Below are 20,013 nucleotides of genomic sequence, written 5' to 3'. Positions count from 1 at the left end.
GTCTGTCCCACCGACGACCGGTGGCGACGCCGCCCGGAGAGCCTGACCGCAATGCCCGTTGCGGGAGGTCTGTCGGCCCGGCCACCCGTCCAGGGTCCGCGTCCCGGCCGGTGACGGGTGATTGTGGCGAGGCCCACTCCGTGACGGTGGGTCACCGGGGAGGTGCCCGCCTAGCCTCGGCGGATGCGTGACGACGACACCATCGACGACCAGAGCGCCCCCGTGGGCATGACTGGCCGTTCGGACGACACCCCCTCGTCCGTTCAGGTCGGCGTTCTCCGTGAACCCCGTTCTCCCCGTACCCGCCTCGGCGGGCTCCTTAACCCCCTGCGCCGGCGACCGGCCGGCACCCGGGTGGCCATCGCCGCCGGCGTGCTGTGCTGCCTGGGCGCGGTCGCCGTGACCGGCGTGGCCACCCTGCCGGACGAGCGGGCCGAGGACCGGGCCGGCACCGAGGCCGCGCTCGCCGAGCGCGGTCGGCAGGCCGCCTCCCGTGGCGAGGCGCGGACCCCCGCCCCCACCGTGCCCGCCACCCCCGCCGCCAGCCCGAGCACCGCCGTCCCGACCACCGCCGCCCCGACGCCCACCGCGACCAGGACCATCCGGCCCCGACCGAAGCCCAGGCCGACGCCGAAGCCGACCCCGAAGCGGATCGTCCCGGTGGCCGGTCTCGACCGGGCGCAGATGAACAACGCCCAGAAGATCGTCAAGGCCGGTCGGGCGATGGGCGTGCCCCGCCGGGCGCTGGTCATCGCGGTGGCCACCGCCATGCAGGAGAGCAACCTCTACAACTACGCCAGCGGCGTGCTGCCCGAGTCGCAGAACTACCCGCACGAGGCGATCGGCTGGGACCACGACTCGGTCGGGCTGTTCCAGCAGCGGCCCAGCAGCGGTTGGGGCGAGGTGGGCCAGCTGATGGACCCGGCGTTCGCCACCCGGGCGTTCCTCACCGCGCTGCTGGCGATCCCCGGCTGGGAGGACCTGCCGCTCACCGTCGCCGCCCAGGCCGTGCAGATCTCCGCCTACCCGGACCTCTACGCGCAGCACGAGTGGCGGGCGACCGAGGTGGTCGCCGCCGTCCTGGTCTGACGTCCCTGGTCCGATGCGCCCGCCCGGAACCAGCCGGAACCGGTCCGTCCGTGCTCGAACGGGCGGGCCGGTCCGGTTCGCGCCGGACCGGCCCGGAGGTTACCCTCACCGGACACAGTGGACGGTTGGCGATTGCTCGGATCGGGTACACATGACCCAGGACACCCGATCGGAGGACGACATGTCAGCACTGATGCAGCGGATCAGCGCCTTCCTGCGCTCGCCCAAGGGGCAGCAACTGGTCGACCGGGGCCGGCGCGAGCTGGCCAAGCCGGAGAACCAGGCTCGGCTCAAGCAGGCGGCCAGCAAGCTGTCGGGCCGTCGCCGCTGACCGTCCCTGACCGCACACACTCCCGGGAGCCTCTGTGACCGATGCCGTGCCCGTCGACGACGAACCGACCGCCCCCCTGCCGCCGGCCACGGCGGACCGCCCGGCCGTCCCAGTGACGCCGGCCGCCCCGGCGTCGACAGCCACGGTCCCGCCGGCGCCGGTCGCCACAGCCGCGGTCCCGCCCGCTCCGGTTCCCACGGCCGCGGTCCCGGCGGTGCCGGTCCCGTCAGGGTCGGCGCCGGTCCCGGCGGTACCGGGTGCGCCGGCCGGCGATCCGGGCGACGCCCCCGAAGCGCCGCCGGCCCGGCTCTGGGACCGGATGCGGGACGACCCGCAGTACGCCCCGGAGCACCTGGCCCTGGAGGCGGTCCGCCGGCTCGGCCCGGAGGCGGCCCAGTGGGTCGCCAGGGCCCGGGCGGAGCGCCCGGACGCCACCGCCGACCAGCTGGCCGACCAGGCGATCCGGCGCTTCGTCAACCGGGCACGGCTCTCCGGCGCGGTCTCCGGCGCCGCCGGGCTGCCGGGCGCGGTCATCGACGTCGGTGTGCTCGCCTGGACCCAGGCCCGGCTGGTGCTGCACGTCGCTGCCGCGTACGGCGCGGACCCGCAGCACCCGGACCGGGCCACCGACCTGCTCGTCCTGCAGAAGGTGCACAAGGTGGCCGAGACGGCCCGGCTGGCCCTGGGCGTCGCCGCCGGTCGGGAGCGGGCCGGCGCGCTGTTCGGCCACGCGGCGCAGAACCCGCTCGGGCGGGTGATGTTGCAGCTGGGGGTCCGGCTGGCCCGGATGGCCGGGGTGCGGGCGGCGAAGCGGGTCTTCGCCAAGGTCGTGCCGGGGGCCGCGATCATCCTGGGCACCTGGGCCAACTCGTCGGCCACCAAGGATCTCGCCGAGCGCTCCCAGGCGCTCTACCGGGAACACCGCAGCGGGCTGCCCCAACCCCGCCGCCCCTGATCCGCCGCCCGTGCCGCCCGGCCGGTGACGTCAGAGTCGCCAGCCGGCGGCCGGGAAGGTCGCGTCGGCGAGCCGGTTCTGTCCGGCCACGTTGGGGTGGAACCAGTCCAGCCCGTTGACCTCGTCCAGGCTGAACCGCACCCGGTGCACCGCCCCACCGTCGTAGCGGCACCTCGACCCGTACGCCCGGCAGGCCGCCTTGAGCTGGCTGTTGTAGTCGTCGATCCGCTCGGCGAAGCGGGACCGTCGGCTCCGGTCGGCCGCGGCGTCCGAGGTGGGGTTCGCCAGCAGGGCCGGGCAGATGCCGGTCTTCCAGATCCGCACCGCCCGGGAGTCGGTGTGCCCGATCTCCCAGAGCCGGTTGAGGTCGGGGACGCTGGCCACCAGGACCCGGGCCTTGGGGCGGCCCTCCCGGAGCACCTGGAGCGCCTGGTCGACCTGGTCGCGGAAGGTGGCCGGGGTGGTCATCCGGTCGATGTCGTCCCGGCAGGCGTCGTTCGCGCCGATCAGCACCGTGACGTAGTCGGCCCTGTCCCGGACGGCCGCGGCGGCCTGCCCGGCCAGCGCCTCGGCGCGGGCCCCCGGCACGGCGTGGTTGCGGGCCCGGTTGCGGATCGGCGCGTCGGCGTCGAGCAGCCGTCGGTAGTGGCTCTCCACCCGGATGCCGTCCCCGGTGGACCAGGAGTTGCGTTGGCACGAGGTGAGCACCAGGCAGGAGCCGAAGCCGGTGGTGATCGAGTCGCCGAGGGCCGCCATCGTGGTGGGCAGGCCGGTCGGGGGCGACCCGCTTCTGGTCGGCCGGGGCGAGGCGTCACCGCCCTCCTCGCAGCCGAGGGCGACGAGTGCCAACAGGCAGGCCACGGCGGCGACCCAGCGTCGAGGCATGCGTCTTCCCCCGGTCCGGCAGCGCAGAGCGACAGCGCGGTCACTCTACGGGCCGGGTGGGGTGGGACGGTCCGCTCGTGTCGGGTTCCGGGCAGATTAAACATGTAGAAACATGGATCTGATAGCAGTATGGGGTCGGGCGCGGCAATCCGGGCGTCGTTGCCGGTTAGCGGGGTCCGTCCGGGGGTAGCCCGGGACAATGACGAGATCGCAGCCCCGGCGCGCCCGTGGCACGGTCGGCCATGCCTACAGCGCGTTGAACCTCCGGCTGGTACTGGCCCTGTTCGGCCTGGTCACCATGAGCGTGTTCGCCGTCGGGGCGTTCCGGGCCGGCCTGGCCTGGCTGGGCGTGCTCTGCGTACTGTTCGTCGTCGTGGCGGTGGTCGACCTGATCGTCATCCAGCGCCGTCGCGCCGCCCGCCGCCGCGAGCAGCCGGGCGCGCGGCACTCACTCTTCGAGTGACAGGAGTACGAGATGCCCATAGCCACCACCAACCCCGCTACCGGTCAGCTGCTCAAGTCGTACGACCCGATGTCGGCCGAGCAGATCGACGCCGCCATCGAGCGGGCCGACCTGGCGTTCCGGGACCTGCACCGGACCACCGTCGCCCAGCGGGCGCAGTGGATGACCACCGTGGCCGAACTGCTCGACGACGAACGCGACGAGACGGCCCGGCTGATGACCACCGAGATGGGCAAGACGTACGCCGCGGCGAAGGCCGAGGTCACCAAGTGCGCGACGGCCTGCCGGTTCTACGCCGCCCACGCGGAGCGGATGCTCGCCGACGAGCCCGCCGACGCCGCCGCGGTCAAGGCGAAGCGGGCGTACGTCCGCTACCAGCCGATCGGGCCGGTGCTCGCGGTGATGCCGTGGAACTTTCCGCTCTGGCAGGTGATGCGGTTCGCCGCGCCGGCCCTGATGGCCGGGAACACCGGCCTGCTCAAGCACGCCTCCAACGTGCCGCAGACCGCGCTCTACCTGGAGGACGTGTTCCGCCGCGCCGGCTTCCCGGAGGGCGCGTTCACCACCCTGCTGGTCGGCTCGGACGCGGTCGACCGGGTCCTCAGCGACCCCCGGGTCCGGGCCGCCACGCTGACCGGCAGCGAGGGCGCGGGCCGTTCGATCGCCCAGATCGCCGGTCGGGAGCTGAAGAAGACCGTGCTCGAGCTGGGCGGCAGCGACCCGTTCGTGGTGATGCCCTCGGCCGACCTGGACCGGGCCGCCGAGGTGGCCACCACCGCCCGCTGCCAGAACAACGGCCAGTCGTGCATCGCGGCCAAGCGGTTCATCGTGCACACCGACGTCTTCGACGCCTTCGCCGGGAAGTTCGCCGCGAACATGGCCGCGCTGCGGGTCGGTGACCCGATGGACGCCGACACCGACGTCGGCCCGCTGGCCAGCGAGAGCGGCCGGGACGAGATCCACGCCCAGGTGCAGGACGCGGTGGCGCACGGCGCGACGGTGCTCTGCGGCGGTGAGAAGCCGACCGGTGACGGCTGGTTCTACCCGCCGACCGTGGTGACCGACCTGAACCCGCAGATGCGGATGTGGGCCGAGGAGGTCTTCGGGCCGGTCGCCGGGCTCTACCGGGTGTCGTCGTACGACGAGGCTATCGAGGTGGCCAACGGCACCCCCTTCGGGCTGGGCGCGAACGCCTGGACCACCGACCCGGCCGAGCAGGAGCGGTTCGTCACCGACCTGGAGGCCGGCAACGTCTTCGTCAACGGCATGACCACCTCGTACCCCGAACTGCCCTTCGGCGGGGTGAAGAACTCCGGCTACGGCCGGGAGCTGTCGGCGCTGGGGATGCGGGAGTTCTGCAACACCAAGACCGTCTGGGTCGGGGAGGGCGCGGCCACCGTCGGGGCCGGCGCGCACGCCGAGTGACCGCCCGCCGCCGCCCGCCACCCCGCCGGGTGGCGGGCGCGGCCGAGCTTTAACCGGACACCGTCATGGGTACGGAAGGACGCCATGACGGTGTTCGGCTTCCACGCCTCCCACGAGCAGATCCATCCGAGCCGCCTGCTGGAGGCGGTGGTGCACGCCGAACGCGCCGGCTTCGACGCCGCGATGTCGTCGGACCACTTCTCCCCGTGGAGCACCCGGCAGGGCCAGTCCGGGTTCGCCTGGTCCTGGCTGGGGGCCGCGCTCCAGGCCACCGGGCTGCCGTTCGGCGTGGTCAACGCGCCCGGCCAGCGCTACCACCCGGCGATCATCGCGCAGGCCATCGGCACCCTCGGCGCGATGTACCCGGGGCGGTTCTGGGCGGCGCTGGGCACCGGCGAGGCGAGCAACGAGCACATCACCGGCGACGGTTGGCCGCGCAAGGACGTGCGGACCGCCCGGCTGCGGGAGTGCGTGGAGGTGATCCGGGCGCTGCTGGCCGGCGAGGAGGTCAGCCACGACGGTCTGGTCCGGGTGGACCGGGCGAAGCTGTGGACCCGGCCGGCGGAACCGCCGGCGCTGATCGGGGCGGCGGTCAGCGTGGCCACCGCCCGCTGGTGCGCCGAATGGGCGGACGGCCTGATCACGGTGAACGCGCCGACCGCGCACCTGCGCGAGATGATCGACGCCTACCGGGACGCGGGCGGGCGCGGCCCGCTGCACCTGCAGGTGCACGTGAGCTGGGCGCCGGAGCAGGCCGAGGCGGAGTCGATCGCGTACGAGCAGTGGCGCAGCAACATCTTCCCGCCGCCGGTCTGCTGGGACCTGGACACCGCCGAGCACTTCGACGTGGTCAGCGAGCGGGTGCCGATGGCGCAGGTCGCCGAGGTGGTGAACGTGTCGGCGGACCTGGGCCGGCACGTCGGCTGGCTGGAGGAGTACCTGTCGCTGGGCTTCGACCAGATCGCCCTGCACCACGTCGGGCAGGAGCAGCGCGCCTTCATCGACACGTTCGGCGCGGAGGTGCTGCCGAAACTGCGCGCCGCCGGCTGATCACCGCGCGCCGGTACCCCTAGGCTGCTACCTCATGGAAGCTCTGTTCGAGGTCGTGGTCTTCCTGGCGATCGCGACCTTCGGCGCCGCGCTGGCCCGCAAGCTGGGGCTGCTCGCGCCGATCCTGCTGGTGGTGCTCGGCCTCGGGCTGTCCTTCCTGCCGGGATTCCCACACGTCCGGCTCGATCCCGACCTGGTGCTGGTGGGCATCCTGCCGCCGCTGCTCTACGTGGCGGCGCTGGGCACCTCGGTACCGGCCTTCCGGCTCAACCTGCGGCCGATCCTGCTGCTCGCGGTGGGGCTGGTGATCTTCACCGCGTTCGTGGTGGGCACGGTGGTGCACCTGTTCCTGCCCGACCTGCCGTACGCCATCTGTGTGGCGCTGGGCGCGGTGGTGGCGCCGCCGGACGCGGTCGCCGCCACCGCGGTGGCCCGGCGGGTGGGCCTGCCCCGGCGGCTGGTGACCATCCTGGAGGGGGAGAGCCTGGTCAACGACGCCACCGCGCTGGTGCTGCTGCGGGTGGCGATCGTGGCGGCCACCGCCAGCGCCGGCTCGGTCAGCTTCGGGTACGTCGCCCAGGAGGTGGTGGTCGCCACCGGCGGCGGGGTGCTGGTCGGGCTGCTGGGCGTGGTGGTCTTCGGATACCTGCACAAGCGGACCACCGACCCGCTGCTGGACAACGCGTTGTCGCTGATCGTGCCGTTCGCGGTGGTCTTCGCGGCCGAGGAGATCCACGCCTCCGGGGTGGTGGCGGTGGTGGTCACCGGACTGGGGATCGGCCACAAGATGCCGCTGCTGCTGTCGGCCGCCTCCCGGCTGCAGACCGGCGCGTTCTGGCGACTGGTGCAGTTCCTGCTGGAGGGGCTGGTCTTCCTGCTGGTCGGCCTGCAGCTGCCCGAGGTGTTGCAGGATCTCGACGAGCCGACCGGCCGGCTGGTGGGGATCACCGCGGCGGTGCTGGCGGCGGTCTTCCTGACCCGGTTCGTCTGGGTCTTCCCGGCCACCTACCTGGCCCGGCTGGTACCCCGGCTGCGGCAGCGGGATCCGGCCCCGCCGGTGCAGTTCCCCATCGTCATCGGCTGGGCCGGGATGCGCGGGGTGGTGACCCTGGCCGCCGCGCTGGGCCTGCCGCTGACCCTGGCCGGGGAGCAGCCGTACCAGCGGGCGCTGTTCATCTGGCTGGCCTTCGCAGTGATCATGGCGACCCTGCTCGGGCAGGGGGCGACCCTGCCGTGGCTGGCCCGCCGGTTGAGACTGCCCCCGGACGACCCGGTGGCCGACGCGCTCTCCGCCGCGACGGTGCAGCAGCAGGCGGGCCGGGCGGCCCGGGAGCGGCTGGACGAGTTGGCCGGGGGCGCTCCCGAGGCCGTGGTGGAGCGGCTGCGCGGGCTGGTGCAGAGTCGTACCAACCTGGCCTGGGAACGGCTCGGCGGCACCGACCGGGAAACCCCGTCCCAGGCGTACGGTCGGTTGCGGCAGGAGATGATCGACGCCGAGCGGGAGGTCTTCCGGACCGCCCGCGACGAGGGACGGATTCCCGAGGAGGTGCTGGTGCGGGCCTACCGTGACCTGGACCTGGAGGAGTCGTTGTTGCGACGGGAGGACGACTGATGAGCTGTGTACACCTGACCGGGGCGGGGACCGCCGAGCCGACCGTCACCGACGGCTGCCCGGAGTGCATCGCCGTCGGCAACGCCGACTGGGTGCATCTGCGCTCCTGTGTGGAGTGTGGCCGGACGGGGTGCTGCGACTCGTCGCCGTACCAGCACGCGACGAAGCACTTCGAGTCGAGCGGGCACCCGGTGATGCGTTCGATCGAGCCGGGGGAGTCCTGGCGCTGGTGCTTCGTCGACGAGGAGATCGGCTGACGCCGCCAGCGGCGCGGTATGACGCATCCGCTATTCGACCCCGGGTCGACAGACGATCTAACATCGGTGAACTTCTATCGATGGGAGGTCGGATGCTCCGACGACGAGAGTTCTCGCGTACCGCCGGAACCCTGCTGGCACTGGTGCTCGCGGCGACCGGCGCGGTCACCGCGACCGGCACCGGCGCGTCCGCCGCGACCACGGCGACCGGCGCCGACGCGTCCGTCGCCGTGCGGACCGTCTACTACGACGCCAGCCGGGCCGGGGAGTTCCGCACCAACTTCGACCAGGCCGCGACGATCTGGAACAGCTCGGTGACCAACGTCCGGCTGGCCGCCCGCACCCCCGGCAACATCACCATCTACGTCGACACCGGCTGGCCCCGGGCGCAGACCACCAGCCTGGGCAACGGGCGGGTCTGGATGGGCACCCAGGCCGTCGACCAGGGGTACGACCGGACCCGGATCGCCACCCACGAGATCGGCCACATCCTCGGCCTGCCGGACAACCGGACCGGCCTGTGCACCGACCTGATGTCCGGCAGCAGCGCCCCGGTCTCCTGCCGCAACGCCAACCCCAGCGCCGCCGAGGCCGCCCGGGTCAACGCCCTGTTCGCCGGCTCCCTCGCCGCCCCCACCCCCACCACCCACACCTGGACCCCCACCCTCACCCCCACCCCCTGACCCACCCCGCACCCCGTACCCCGCCCCCGTCCCCGTCCCCGTCCCCACCCGAACCCGTCTCCGCCCCGCCTCCCCGTCTCCGCCCTGCCTCCCCGCCTCCGCTGTCGCCCCACCGCTGCGCCCCGGTGATCAAGAGGTTTACGTCAAGTTAGTGATCAACTTTGGCGTAAACCTCTTGATCACCGGGGCGGATGTGGGGGTGGGGGGTGGGGGAGCGGGGTCAGGGGGTGGGGTGGTGGGTCAGGGCGGTGATGAGCCAGTTCAGGACGGGGGTCAGGGTGGGCGGTGGGGTCCACCCGTTGACCGTGGCCAGGAGCTCGAAGTACCGCTCGGTGCGGGGGTCGTTCGCGATCTCCAGGCGGGCCAGCAGCGCGCTGCGGTAACCGGCGTCGTCGACCCGGTCGAAGACCTCGCCGTACGCGGCCACCACGGCGGCCACCACGTGGGCGGCGCGGGCCGACTCCGGCGCAATGCCGGCGGCGCGGGCCAGCTCGACGGTGTCGTGCACCCGGTGGGTGAGGTCGCGGACCATCGCCACGACCTCGGGGTGGGCGTCGCCGACGGTCTCGTCGACGAACTCGTGGACGATGCGCCGACGTTCGGCGTCGGAGATCGTGGTCAGCTCGGGCATGGGACTCGTCTCCACTACTGGGCCGGGCGGGCGGCCGGGGCGGGGCGGGCGTGCCGGCGGTCAGCGGTGTGCGGGGCCGGGAGGCGGGTGCGCGGGGTGTGGGGGCGCGGGTGCGCCGGGCGGTCGGGGGACGACCGCCCGGCGCGCTCGGGCCCCGGGTGGTGACCCGGGGCCCGAGGTGTGTGCCGGTCAGGACACGGCGCAGGCCGTGCCGTTGACGGTGATCAGGTCCGGCGACGGGTTGGCCAGCGTGCCGGTCTTGGCGAGCAGGCCGAAGGTGACGCTGCCGCCCGGCGCGATCTTCGCGTTGTACGACTCGTTCTTCACGGTCACGGTGGCCCCGGACTGGGTCACCTTGGCCGTCCACGCCTGGGTGACCTTCTGGTCGCCGTTGTAGGCGTACCGCAGGGTCCAGCCGTCGATCGCGGTGTCGCCGGTGTTGCGGACGACTACCTGGGTGTTGGAGCCGTCCGGCCAGGTGCCGTGCACCTGGTAGGTGACCGCGCAGGTGCTCGGGGCCACCGCCTTGGCGTCACCCTGGTCGGCGAGGAACGACGCCAGCCAGGCCAGCGCCGAGTTCCAGTTGATCGCCACCTCGTTGGTCGAGTACGAGTTGATGTCGTCGACGTAGCAGAACATCGGCGCACAGCCCTTGAGCAGCTGGGCGACGAACGGGTCCTGGAGGGCGGCGTTCGGGCCACCGGCGAGCGAGCCGGCCGGCGGGTTCGGCATGGCCGGGTTGAGCTGGTTGCCGAAGATCCGGCTGTGCTGGTTGCGTGCGTTCTGCTCGCCCCAACCGGTCACGTACGAGATGTTCAGCGCGTTGCGGCCGAGCAGGTAGTCGCTCGCCTGCACCGCGCCGTCCCGGTACTTCGCGTCCCGGCTGAGGTCGAAGGCGGTGGCCAGCACGACCATGTTGTTGATGATGTTGCTGTTGCTGCCCCAGACGTAGCTGGCGGCCTCACCCGGCACCGGTAGGCCGTACGCCTGGGCGTGCAGGGTGGTCAGGTACTTGTCGGCGGCGGCGGTGACCGAGGCGCGGACCCGGGCCTTGTCGGCGGCCGGCAGGCCGTTCGGCACGGTGGCCAGGTCGAGCCGGCCGACCGCGGCCACGCTCTGCCAGCTGAACGCGCCGCCCGTGGCGAACACGTCGCCGGTGTGGTGCGGCGAGGCGGTCAGGTCGTCCAGGTACGCCTTCTTGCCGGTGGTCAGGTACAGCTCGGCGGCGGCCCAGTAGAACTCGTCGGTGACGTTGTTGTCCTCGTAGGCCCCGCCGCCGATGCCGTCGGCCGGGTCGGCGTAGACGGCCGGGTGGGCCTTGGCGGCGGCGTAGGCGCTCGACGCGGCGGTGCCGCAGCGGGCGGCGAACGTCGCGTCGTACGGGGCGAAGAGGCGCTGGCACTGGGCGGCGACGGCGGCCAGGTTCAGGGTGGCGGCGGTCGACGGCGGGTGCAGCTCACGCGGCTGCGCGTCGTCCTGCGGGGCGAGCGGCAGGCCGGTCCACGCCTTGTCGTGGATCTTGTGGTGGACCATCCCGGCCAGCGGCTTGCCGGTCGGCACCTGCATCCGGAGCAGGAACTCGATCTCCCAGCGGGCCTCGTCGAGGACGTCCGGCACGGCGTTGCCGCGCTCGGGCACCCGCAGCGTCGAGTCGCCCAGCGCGGCGCCACCGGCGGCGGTCTCCGCCGTCTTGGTCCGCTCGAAGGTGCTCAGCAGCTGGTAGGCGGCGATACCGCCGTTGACCACGTACTTGCCGTGGTCGCCCGCGTCGTACCAGCCGCCGCGCACGTCCAGCGAGTAGTCGCAGACGCCGGGCTGGCACGGGACCTGGGTGTCGCCCTGGTTGGGGGCGACCCCGAGGTGGCCGGCCGGGCGGGCGTACTCCTCGCCGATCAGGTCACCGTCGATCTCGATGCCGCTGCGCTGGGCGTAGAAGAACTGCATCGCGTCGGCGCGCAGCCGGTCGTAGAGGTCGCCGGAGATGTCGAACGGGTGGCTGGTCTCCCCGTCGGCGACGAGGGTGTAGCCGGTGCCGGGCGTGCGGTACGACGAGAAGTCGATGGTCTGCACGTTCTGCCCGGAGGCGGTGTCCACCCCGCGCGGGGTGGCCGCGCCGCTGGCGACGACCGTGCCGGCCGCCGACTTGAGCTGCCAGGGCAGCGCCCCGGTCGACTCGGTCACCACGGTGGCGTTCTTGGGGCCGCCGGGCAGGTAGCCGACCTGGTTGACCCGGACCCGGGGGCCGGTGTCCGGCACGTACGGCGGTGCCGCCTCGCCACCGCGCAGCGAGACGTTGTCCAGGCAGAGGCGCTGCTCGGCGGCGGCCCCGCCGACCTGGAAGATGAGCTGGGCGTTGGGGTTGTCCTCCGGGACGGTGAAGGTCTGCTCGACCCGCTTGGTCGTCGGGTTGGCGACGGCCGGGACGCTCGCGTACGACGTGTAGGGGGCGCTGCCGAGCTGGAGCACGGCGTTGACCGAGAGCCCGGGGGTGGCCGAGATGTCGAAGCCCAGCTTGTATTCCGCGCCGGCGTTGAGCCGGACCCCGTCGTGGCCGATGCCGGCATCCCACGGGTTGGCCAACCCGGCGGGGACGGTGACGCAGAGCCGGCCGTCGACGATGTCGAGCGGGCCGGTGCCGTAGGAGAACCAGGGCGAGACGCCCTCGCTGAAGTCGCCGTTGGTGATCTGCTCGGGGGCGTCCGGGGGCACCTCGGCGTGGGCCACGCCGGCGCCGAGGCCGGTGAGGATCAGGGTGGTCGTTGCCAGTACCGCGAGATGCCGCCGACGTCGTCGGGTCAGGATCACGGGATTCCTTTCCGGGCGGTGGAGGTGTGGTAACGCTATCCATCGATGGGAGCGCTCCCAGTATCAGCCAGATGTTTCCAGCGCGTCTCCTCCCTGTCAATCGATTCGACTGGATGACCTTCGGCCTGGTCGGGACGGTCCGGACCGACGCCCGGGGCAGTGAGATTCGCCGCGCCACGCGCAGTCGTCCTGATCTCCTAGAGACAACAACACCCTCCGCCTGGCAGGCTGCCACCCATGACCCTGAAGCTTCGTTCCGTCGGGACGAGCGACCGCGGGCTGATCCGCAGCGGAAACCAGGACGCCCTGCACTCCGGCGCCTGGCTCGTCGCCGTCGCCGACGGCATGGGTGGGATGGCGGCCGGCGACCTGGCCAGCCGGATCGCCATCGACGCGGTCGCCCCGCTGGACGTCGAAACCCCCGAGGACGCTCTGGTGGCGGCGTTGCAGACCGGCATCGAGCTGGCCACCGCGCGGATCCACCAGGCGGTGCAGGAGGACCGGGAGCGGCAGGGCATGGGCACCACACTGACCGCCCTGCTCTTCTCCCGGACGGGGAGCTGCCTGGCGCTCGCGCACGTCGGCGATTCCCGGGCCTACCTGTTCCGCGAGGGCACCCTCAAGCAGGTGACCCGCGACGACACCTTCGTCCAGATGCTGGTCGACCAGGGCCTGATCAGCCCCGAGGAGGCGTCCAGCCACCCCCGGCGGGCCGTGGTCACCCAGGCGCTGCAGGGGGAGGAGGTCTCCCCGTCGTACGCGACGATGGTCCCCCGGGCCGGTGACCGCTGGCTGCTGTGCAGCGACGGCCTCTCCAACGTGGTCCGCCCGGACACCCTCACCGAGGTGCTGCGGGAGACCCCGGAGCGGGAGGACTGCGCCCGCCGCCTGATCGACCTGGCCCTGCGGGCCGGTGGTCCGGACAACATCACCGTGCTCATCGCCGACGTCGTCGACGAGTGAGGCCGGTCAGCGCCGGCTCGACGGGTGGGGCCGGTGAGCGCCCGCTCGACGGGTGGGGCGTCAGCGTCGGCGGTGCGTGGTGTGCCGGGTCGGGGCGGCCGTGGTCGGGTCCTCGGGCCAGGGGTGACGCGGATAGCGCCCGCGTAGCTCCCCGCGCACCTGCGGATACCCGGTGCGCCAGAAGGACGCCAGGTCGGCGGTGACCGCGACCGGCCGACCGGCCGGGGAGAGCAGGTGCAGCCGCACCGGCACCCGGCCGCCGGCCAGCCGGGGCGCGTCGGCCCAGCCGAACGTCTCCTGGAGCTTCACCGCCAGCACCGGCGCGGCCGGGTCGGTGTAGTCGACGCGGACCCGCGAGCCGCTGGGCACCGCGATCCGCTCCGGGGCCAGCTCGTCCAGCCGGCCCGCCTGCGACCAGGGCAGCAGCCGCCGTAGCGCCCCGGCGACGTCGATCCGGGCCAGGTCGGCGCGGCGGCGGGCGGCGGCCAGCTCCGGTCCGAGCCACCGGTCGGCGGAGGCGAGCAGCGCGGCGTCGGAGACGTCCGGCCAGCCGTCGCCCCCCGCCTGCCGGCAGAACGCCAGCCGCTGCCGCAGCGACCGGGCTGCCGGGGTCCAGGTCAGCAGGTCCAGTCCCGCCTGGCGCAGCCCCTCGGCGAGCGCGGCCGCCACCAGCTCCGGCGCCGGCCGGGCCAGCGGGCGGCTGACCAGCTCGATCGCGCCGAGCCGGGACACCTGGCGGGCCAGCACGTCGCCGTCGCTCCAGCCGACCTCCTGGGCCTCGGTCAGCAGGGGGCCACCGGCCTCGCGGGCGGTCGCCTCGTCCACCGGGGCGGCCAGCCGGACCCGGGCGGTCGGTGCGCCGGGCGACCGGTCGGCGACCGCCACGGCCAGCCAGGCCGTGCCGGTCAGCGCCGACCCCGCCGCCAGCTCCGCCCCGGTCCCGCCGGCCATCAGGTACGACGTCCCACCGGCCCGGCGCAGCCGGGCCAACCGCTCCGGGTAGGCCAGCCCCACCAGCAGCCCAGCCGCCAGGTCGTCCGGCAGCCACCCGCCGCCGCTGCCGCCGCCCCGCCCGGTGTCGGCGGGCAGGGCGGCACGCAACCGGCGCACCTCGGTACGCCAGCGGGCACTGGCACCGGGGTCCACCCCGTCACGGAGCCGCCGCCAGCCGGCGGTCAGGTCGTCGTGCCGCCCGGTCAGGCCGTCCTCGGCGAGCAGGGCGACCAGTTCGGCGGCCCGGTCCGGGCCGACCCGGGCCGCGCCGTCGAGCAGCGCCCGACCCAGGCGGGGAGGGGTGCCGGTGGCGGCGATGGCCCGGCCCCGGGTGGTCACCCGGCCGTCGGCGTCGATCGCGCCGAGGGTGGTCAGCGTCTCCCGGGCCACGGTCAACGCGGCGTCCGGCGGCGGGTCGGGCAGCGCCAGGCCGGTGCCGTCCGGGCTGCCCCAGGCGGCCAGGTCCAGCGCGAAACCGGTCAGGTCGGCGGTGGCGATCTCCGGTTCGGGCTGGGCGGCGAGCCGGCCGTGGGTGGCCTCGGACCAGCACCGGTAGACCACGCCGGGGGCCTGTCGTCCGGCCCGGCCGGCCCGCTGGGTGGCGGCGGCCCGGGACACCGGCACGGTCACCAGCGCGCCGAGCCCGCGGGCCAGGTCGGTGCGGGCCACCCGGGACAGCCCGGCGTCGACGACCACCCGGACCCCGGGCACGGTCAGGCTGCTCTCCGCGACCGAGGTGGCGAGCACCACCCGGCGTCGTCCGGCGGGGCGCAGCGCGGCGTCCTGCGCGGCGGCGGGCAGCCGCCCGTGCAGCGGCAGGACGGCCACCCATGCGGCCAGGTCGGCCAGCCGGCGGGCCACCGCCCCGATCTCCCCGGCTCCGGGCAGGAAGACCAGCAGGTCCCCCTCCTGCTCGTGCAGGGCCCGCCGGACCGTGCCGGCCACGTGGTCGAGCAGGGCCGGGTCGACCCGGCCCGCGCCCGGCGGGGTGACGGGTCGCGGTGGCGGCGTCCAGACCCGCTCGACCGGGTACAGGGCCGCCTCGGCGCGGATCACCGGGGCGGGGGTGTCGCCGCCGAGCAGTGCGGCGAACCGGTCCGCCTCCGGGGTCGCCGACATCGCCACCAGCCACAGCTCGGGACGCAGCGCCGCGCGGGCCTCCACGGTGAAGGCCAGCGCGAGATCGACGTCGAGCTGCCGCTCGTGCACCTCGTCGAGCAGCACCGCGTCCACCCCGGGCAGCTCCGGGTCGCGCAGCAGCCGGCGGACCAGCAGGCCGGTGGTGACCACCTCGATCCGGGTGCCGGGGCCGACCCGGCGGTCGCCACGGACGGCGTATCCGACCCGGTCGCCGACCCGCTCGCCGAGCAGGTCGGCCATCCGCCGGGCCGCCGCGCGGGCGGCCACCCGGCGGGGCTGGGCCACCAGCACCGTGCCGGCCACCCCCTCGGCCACCGCGAGCGGCGCGAGGGTGGTCTTGCCGGTGCCGGGCGGGGCCACCAGGACCGCGCCGCCGGTGCCGGTCAGCGCCCGCAGCAGCGGTGGCAGCGCCGGCCGGACCGGCAGGTCGAGTGGTACGTCGGAGAGCACGACTGCCACTGTGGCACGCCGGGCCGCCCGCCCCGCCCGCGCCCACCGTCGCCGACCCGCCGGGCCGGATGCCGCCCGGCGCGGACGTCAGCCCCGGCGCACCGCCTCCATGCTGGTGACGAAGGCTGTCCAGGCGTCGGCGGGGAAGACCAGCGCGGGACCGCACCGGTCCTTGCTGTCCCGTACCGCGATCCGGTCGGCCGTGGTGGCGACCTCCACGCAGTTGCCGTTGCCGCTGCTGCGACTGCTGGTCCGCCAGTCCATCGTGGACAGAGGCAGCGCCTGCATCCCTTACCTCACGTTCAGCCGGGCGTGCCGCGATGCGATCACGCAAAGTGACGAGCAGCCTCCTCGATGCGGGTCAGGGACTCCGCCGGATCGAGTGCCATCCGGCACAGCTCCTCGTGTACAAGCCTATACCCGCGCACGTGTCCCACGTCCTCCAGCGCCAGACCCAGCGTGAGATTGTCCAGGTAGACCACGGAATGGTCGGCCGCGTCGGCAAACGTGAGGATCACATAGGGAGTGCTCATCGCCGGGTGGCCACCGGAGGCGAACGGAAGTACGTGGCACGTCACGTTCGGTAACTGAGCTACCTCGACCATCCGGGTCAACTGCTCGGCCATGACGGCCGGACCTCCCACCGGTCGCAGCAGCACCGCCTCGTTGAGCACCACCGACAGGTCGACCGGGGGAGACTTCCGGTGCAGCACCTCCTGGCGGCGCAACCGGGCGGCCACCTTGCGCTCCAGCCCCTCCTCGCCGGCCGTACGGCGGAACATCTCCCGGGCGTACGCCTCGGTCTGCAACAGGCCGGGAACGGACTCGGCCTCGTACGTGCGCAGGCTCTCCGCCTCCGCCTCCAGGCCGACGTAGAACTCGAACCACTCGGGCAGCACGTCGCTGTAGTTCTGCCACCAGCCGCGCTGCTGGGCGCCCCGGGCTATCTCGATGAGCGCCTCGGCGTCGTCGCCGGTCACCTGGTAGAGCGCCAACGCGGCCCGCACGTCGCGGGGTTTGATGCCGATCTGGGCGTTCTCGATCCGGGACAGGTTGCTCTTGGACATGTCGAGCTGGCGGGCGGCCACGTCGAGTGTCATGCCGGCGCGTTCCCGCAGTTGGCGGAGTTCACGGGCGATGCGGCGGCGGCGAACGGTGGGGCTGACGGTCACCCTCCGAGTCTGTCACGGCAAGATCCGCAGGTCACCCGAGCACGGAGTGCAACCATGGAATCCGGGAGTTGCAAAGCGGCCTTTGTGGAGGCATCCTGTCACCCGGCGTGGATCACCTGTGGACAATGCGTGGGAGGCTCGTTTGCTGGTCGCCGACGAGTTCTTTCTGATCGCGCACAACGACAGCCGGGGCAAGGCCAAGCTGCACCCGAGCGCGACCGGCCTCGGCCTCGCCGCCGGTCTGCTGGCCGAGCTGATCCTGTTCGGACAGATTACCGTCTCGGGTGGACTCGTCACCGTGCTCGACCGGCGTCCCCCGGCCGACGCGCTGGCGCACACCGTGCTCGACCAGCTCATCGGCGAGTCGCAGCACCAGGCGGTGCGGACCTGGCTCGCCTTCCTGTCCCAGTCGTCGACCACGTCGGTGGGGGAGCGGTTGGCCCGCGCCGGGGTGCTGCGCCGGCAGGAGAACCGCCGGCTGCTGCGGACCACGGTCAGCTACCTGCCGATCGACCTCAACGCCGCCGCCTGGCCGGCGACCCGGCTGCGTGCCCTGATCGAGCGGCCGGAGCAGCCCCTGGTGTCGGACACCACCCTGCTCGGGCTGGTGGCCGCGGCCGGGCTGACCCGCGAGGTTCTGTGGAGCGCCGGCCCGCGCGCCCACCACCGGCTGTCCACCCTCATCCAGTCGCTGCCCGCCCCCCTGCAGGAACTGGTCGTGCACACCGAGGCCGCGGTCGGCGCCGCGGTGCTGCGCGGAATCCCCTGATCTCGCCGCGCCACCCCCCCTTCCCCCTCCTCTCCCCTCTTTCCGGAGCAGCCCCCATGCCCCAACCGACAGTCGCACGACCCAGTAACGTCAGTGACGCCCTGGCCCGTGGCCGCCTCGGCGTGCCGTCGGTCATCTTCTTCGTCCTCTCCGCCGCCGCGCCGCTGACCGTGGTGGCCGGCGTGGTCACCACCGGCTACGCGGTCACCGGCATCACCGGCATGCCGCTGGCCTTCCTCGCGGTGGGCGCCGTCCTGGCGCTCTTCTCCGTCGGCTACGTGGCGATGGCCCGCCGGGTGGAAAACGCCGGCGCGTTCTACGCCTACGTCTCGCGCGGCATCGGCCGGCCGGCCGGCGTCGGCGCGGCCTGGGTCGCGCTCATCGCGTACAACGCGCTCCAGGTCGGCCTCTACGGCGCGATCGGCGCCGCCGCCGCCCCGGTGCTCGGCACCGTCTTCGGCGTCGAACCGCACTGGGCCGTGGTGGCCCTCGCCGCCTGGGCGCTGGTCGCCGTCCTCGGCCTGCTGCGGGTGGACGTCAACGGCCTGGTCCTCGCCGTGCTGCTGATCGCCGAGATCGTGGTGATCCTCGTGTTCGACCTGGGTCAGCTCAGCCACCCGGTGGGCGGCTCGACCAGCTTCGCCGCGCTGGCCCCGTCGAACCTGCTGGTGCCCGGTGCGGGCGCGCTGCTGGTCCTCGCCATGACCGGGTTCGTCGGCTTCGAGTCCTCGGTGGTCTTCAGCGAGGAGAGCAAGGACCCGAAGCGGACGGTCCCGCTGGCCACCTACCTCTCGGTGGCGATCATCGCCGGGCTCTACGCGCTCTCCTCGTGGTCGATGACCGTGGCCGTCGGCCCGGAGAACATCTCCGCCACCGCCGGTGAGCAGAGCATCGAGTTGATCTTCAACCTGGCCGCCGCCCACTTCGGTGACACCGCCGTCACCATCGGCCAGGCGCTCTTCATGACCTCGGTGCTGGCCGCGATGATCTCGTTCCACAACACCACCGCTCGGTACGCCTTCGCGCTGGGCCGGGAGCGGGTGCTGCCGGCCGCCTTCGGGCAGACCTCGCCCCGCACCGGGGCGCCCCGGGTCGCGTCGCTGGCGCAGAGCCTGCTCGGCCTGCTGGTGATCACGCTGTACGCGGTCAACGGCTGGGATCCGGTGGTGCAGCTCTTCTACTACGCCGGCACCGGCGGTGGCTTCGGGGTGCTGCTGCTGATCGCCAGCACGAGCGTCGCGGTGATCGTCTACTTCGCCCGGTCCGACACCGCGGAGTCGCTGTGGCGGCGGGCGATCGCCCCGGCCCTGGCCACCGTCGCGCTGGCCGCCATGGTGGCGGTCGCGGTGGCGAACTTCGCCACCCTGCTCGGCGTCGCACCGGACTCGCCGCTGCGCTGGATCATCCCCGGGGTCTACCCGGTCGCCGCGCTGATCGGCCTGCTCTGGGGCCTGGTGCTGCGCTCCCGCCGGCCCGACGTCTACGCCCGCATCGGGCGGGGCGCGGAGAGCGTCTCCACCACCCTGTTCGCACCGCCGGTGGACGCTCCGGTGCCGGTGGAGGCCCGGCGGTGAGCCCGGTGCCCGTCGAGCGGCTCGGTGCCGCCGACACCAGGCTCGTCGCCGAGCGGATCGCCGAGGCGTTCCTGGTGCTGCCGGCGACCCACTGGCTGGTGCCGGACAAGGCGAAGCGGGAGGCCGTGTTCGCCGACAACTTCGAGATCCTGGTCGACCACGCGATGCGGCACGGGCTGGTCTTCGGCACTGTCGACCGGGACGCGGTGGCGGTCTGGTTCCCCCAGGTCGGTGACGAGTCGCCGGCACCGGTGGACTACGACGACCGGCTGGCCGCCGCCTGCGGGGAGTGGACCCCCCGGTTCCGGCACCTCGACGAGTTGTTCGCCGCCAACCATCCGCACCCCGACCACCACCACCTGGCCCTGCTCGCCGTCCGGCCGGCGCGGCAGGGGCAGGGGTTGGGCACCGCGCTGCTGGAGCACCACCACGCCTGGCTGGACGCCCAGGGGGTGCCCGGCTACCTGGAGGCGAGCAGCGAGGCCAGCCGTGATCTCTACGCCCGGCACGGCTACCGCCCCCGGGAGGTCTTCCGGCTGCCGGACGGCACGCCGTTCTTCCCCATGTGGCGTGATCCGGTGAGCGGCTGACCGCACCGACGACGAGGAGGCTCCGACCCGCTCGGGTCGGAGCCTCCTCGCGGTCCGGTGGCCGGTTCCGCCTCCGGCCCTGCGTCGGGGCGGGCCGGTTCCGCCGGCTTCCGGGGACAGGGAAGGCCCGGCCGGCGAACCGCCGACCGGGCCCTGTGGTCGTCGCCGTCACCGAA

18 protein-coding genes and 1 pseudogene are annotated in these 20,013 nt (G+C 73.6%); 13 read left to right on the top strand and 6 right to left on the bottom strand.

Annotated elements, in window-relative coordinates:
• The first annotated feature begins 183 nt into the window (after positions 1-183).
• The 3 genes from GA0070623_RS08520 to GA0070623_RS08510 all read left to right on the top strand — a co-directional run bounded on the left by GA0070623_RS08520 (position 184) and on the right by GA0070623_RS08510 (position 2,375).
• Positions 184-1,089 (top strand): peptidase M23, encoded by a 906-nt coding sequence (locus GA0070623_RS08520; protein ID WP_067312568.1) that lies wholly within the window; start codon positions 184-186, stop codon positions 1,087-1,089.
• A gap of 181 nt (positions 1,090-1,270) precedes the next feature.
• Positions 1,271-1,420 carry a hypothetical protein gene (locus GA0070623_RS30340; RefSeq protein WP_172898379.1) on the top strand — a complete coding sequence of 50 codons (150 nt, stop codon included), beginning with the start codon at positions 1,271-1,273 and terminating at the stop codon, positions 1,418-1,420.
• Between the two features lie 214 nt (positions 1,421-1,634).
• A complete protein-coding gene (locus tag GA0070623_RS08510; RefSeq protein WP_067312585.1) occupies positions 1,635-2,375 on the top strand; it encodes an EcsC family protein in 741 nt (246 codons plus the stop codon).
• Positions 2,376-2,405: 30 nt separating this feature from the next.
• On the opposite strand, the gene GA0070623_RS08505 is transcribed toward GA0070623_RS08510, so the two are convergent.
• Complete coding sequence (locus GA0070623_RS08505) at positions 2,406-3,260, bottom strand: GDSL-type esterase/lipase family protein (RefSeq protein ID WP_067312563.1); 855 nt, start codon at positions 3,258-3,260, stop codon at positions 2,406-2,408.
• 199 nt (positions 3,261-3,459) lie between these two features.
• On the opposite strand from GA0070623_RS08505, the gene GA0070623_RS08500 reads away from it, so the two are divergent.
• From GA0070623_RS08500 to GA0070623_RS08475, 6 genes and pseudogenes are all read left to right on the top strand, one after another.
• A complete protein-coding gene (locus GA0070623_RS08500; RefSeq protein WP_067312561.1) occupies positions 3,460-3,723 on the top strand; it encodes a DUF6343 family protein in 264 nt (87 codons plus the stop codon).
• A gap of 12 nt (positions 3,724-3,735) precedes the next feature.
• Positions 3,736-5,148: an NADP-dependent succinic semialdehyde dehydrogenase gene (locus tag GA0070623_RS08495; RefSeq protein ID WP_067312559.1), complete on the top strand. Its 1,413-nt coding sequence runs from the start codon at positions 3,736-3,738 to the stop codon at positions 5,146-5,148.
• Positions 5,149-5,232: 84 nt separating this feature from the next.
• Positions 5,233-6,198 carry a TIGR03885 family FMN-dependent LLM class oxidoreductase gene (locus tag GA0070623_RS08490; RefSeq protein WP_067312557.1) on the top strand — a complete coding sequence of 322 codons (966 nt, stop codon included), beginning with the start codon at positions 5,233-5,235 and terminating at the stop codon, positions 6,196-6,198.
• Between the two features lie 34 nt (positions 6,199-6,232).
• Entirely contained in the window at positions 6,233-7,810 is a 1,578-nt protein-coding gene (locus GA0070623_RS08485; RefSeq protein WP_067312555.1) for a Na+/H+ antiporter, read from the top strand.
• Positions 7,810-8,067, top strand: coding sequence for a UBP-type zinc finger domain-containing protein (locus GA0070623_RS08480; protein WP_067312553.1), 258 nt, complete (start codon positions 7,810-7,812; stop codon positions 8,065-8,067). Before GA0070623_RS08485 ends, GA0070623_RS08480 begins: the two co-directional genes overlap by 1 nt.
• Before the next feature lie 92 nt (positions 8,068-8,159).
• Positions 8,160-8,741 (top strand): annotated as a pseudogene (locus GA0070623_RS08475) (snapalysin family zinc-dependent metalloprotease); the annotation flags it as partial.
• Positions 8,742-8,970: 229 nt separating this feature from the next.
• Here GA0070623_RS08475 and GA0070623_RS08470 read toward each other — a convergent pair.
• A complete protein-coding gene (locus GA0070623_RS08470; RefSeq protein WP_089003966.1) occupies positions 8,971-9,381 on the bottom strand; it encodes a hypothetical protein in 411 nt (136 codons plus the stop codon).
• Between the two features lie 189 nt (positions 9,382-9,570).
• Positions 9,571-12,180, bottom strand: a complete 2,610-nt coding sequence (locus GA0070623_RS08465) for a glycoside hydrolase family 9 protein (RefSeq protein ID WP_067308851.1) — start codon at positions 12,178-12,180, stop codon at positions 9,571-9,573.
• A 243-nt stretch (positions 12,181-12,423) separates the two neighbouring features.
• Between GA0070623_RS08465 and GA0070623_RS08460 the strand changes: the two genes are divergently transcribed.
• Complete coding sequence (locus tag GA0070623_RS08460; RefSeq protein WP_067308844.1) at positions 12,424-13,149, top strand: PP2C family protein-serine/threonine phosphatase; 726 nt, start codon at positions 12,424-12,426, stop codon at positions 13,147-13,149.
• 60 nt (positions 13,150-13,209) lie between these two features.
• Here GA0070623_RS08460 and hrpB read toward each other — a convergent pair whose 3' ends face one another.
• The 3 genes from hrpB to GA0070623_RS08445 all read right to left on the bottom strand — a co-directional run bounded on the left by hrpB (position 13,210) and on the right by GA0070623_RS08445 (position 16,904).
• On the bottom strand, positions 13,210-15,732 hold the full coding sequence (gene hrpB / locus GA0070623_RS08455; protein WP_067308841.1) for an ATP-dependent helicase HrpB: 2,523 nt from the start codon (positions 15,730-15,732) through the stop codon (positions 13,210-13,212).
• A gap of 87 nt (positions 15,733-15,819) precedes the next feature.
• Positions 15,820-16,020, bottom strand: coding sequence for a DUF397 domain-containing protein (locus GA0070623_RS08450; RefSeq protein ID WP_067308838.1), 201 nt, complete (start codon positions 16,018-16,020; stop codon positions 15,820-15,822).
• Between the two features lie 38 nt (positions 16,021-16,058).
• Entirely contained in the window at positions 16,059-16,904 is an 846-nt protein-coding gene (locus GA0070623_RS08445) for a helix-turn-helix domain-containing protein (RefSeq protein ID WP_067308835.1), read from the bottom strand.
• A gap of 142 nt (positions 16,905-17,046) precedes the next feature.
• Between GA0070623_RS08445 and GA0070623_RS08440 the strand changes: the two genes are divergently transcribed.
• From GA0070623_RS08440 to GA0070623_RS08430, 3 genes are read left to right on the top strand one after another with little or no spacing between them, the layout of a single operon-like run.
• Positions 17,047-17,673 carry a GOLPH3/VPS74 family protein gene (locus GA0070623_RS08440; RefSeq protein WP_067308832.1) on the top strand — a complete coding sequence of 209 codons (627 nt, stop codon included), beginning with the start codon at positions 17,047-17,049 and terminating at the stop codon, positions 17,671-17,673.
• A gap of 56 nt (positions 17,674-17,729) precedes the next feature.
• Complete coding sequence (locus GA0070623_RS08435; protein ID WP_067308828.1) at positions 17,730-19,247, top strand: APC family permease; 1,518 nt, start codon at positions 17,730-17,732, stop codon at positions 19,245-19,247.
• Positions 19,244-19,837: a GNAT family N-acetyltransferase gene (locus GA0070623_RS08430; RefSeq protein WP_067308825.1), complete on the top strand. Its 594-nt coding sequence runs from the start codon at positions 19,244-19,246 to the stop codon at positions 19,835-19,837. The genes GA0070623_RS08435 and GA0070623_RS08430 overlap by 4 nt, the downstream gene beginning before the upstream one ends.
• Positions 19,838-20,013 lie beyond the last annotated feature (176 nt).

This window comes from Micromonospora rifamycinica (genome assembly GCF_900090265.1).
Classification (GTDB): domain Bacteria; phylum Actinomycetota; class Actinomycetes; order Mycobacteriales; family Micromonosporaceae; genus Micromonospora; species Micromonospora rifamycinica.
Note: the sequence above shows the minus strand (reverse complement) of the source record. Positions and strands in the feature narration are given on the sequence as shown.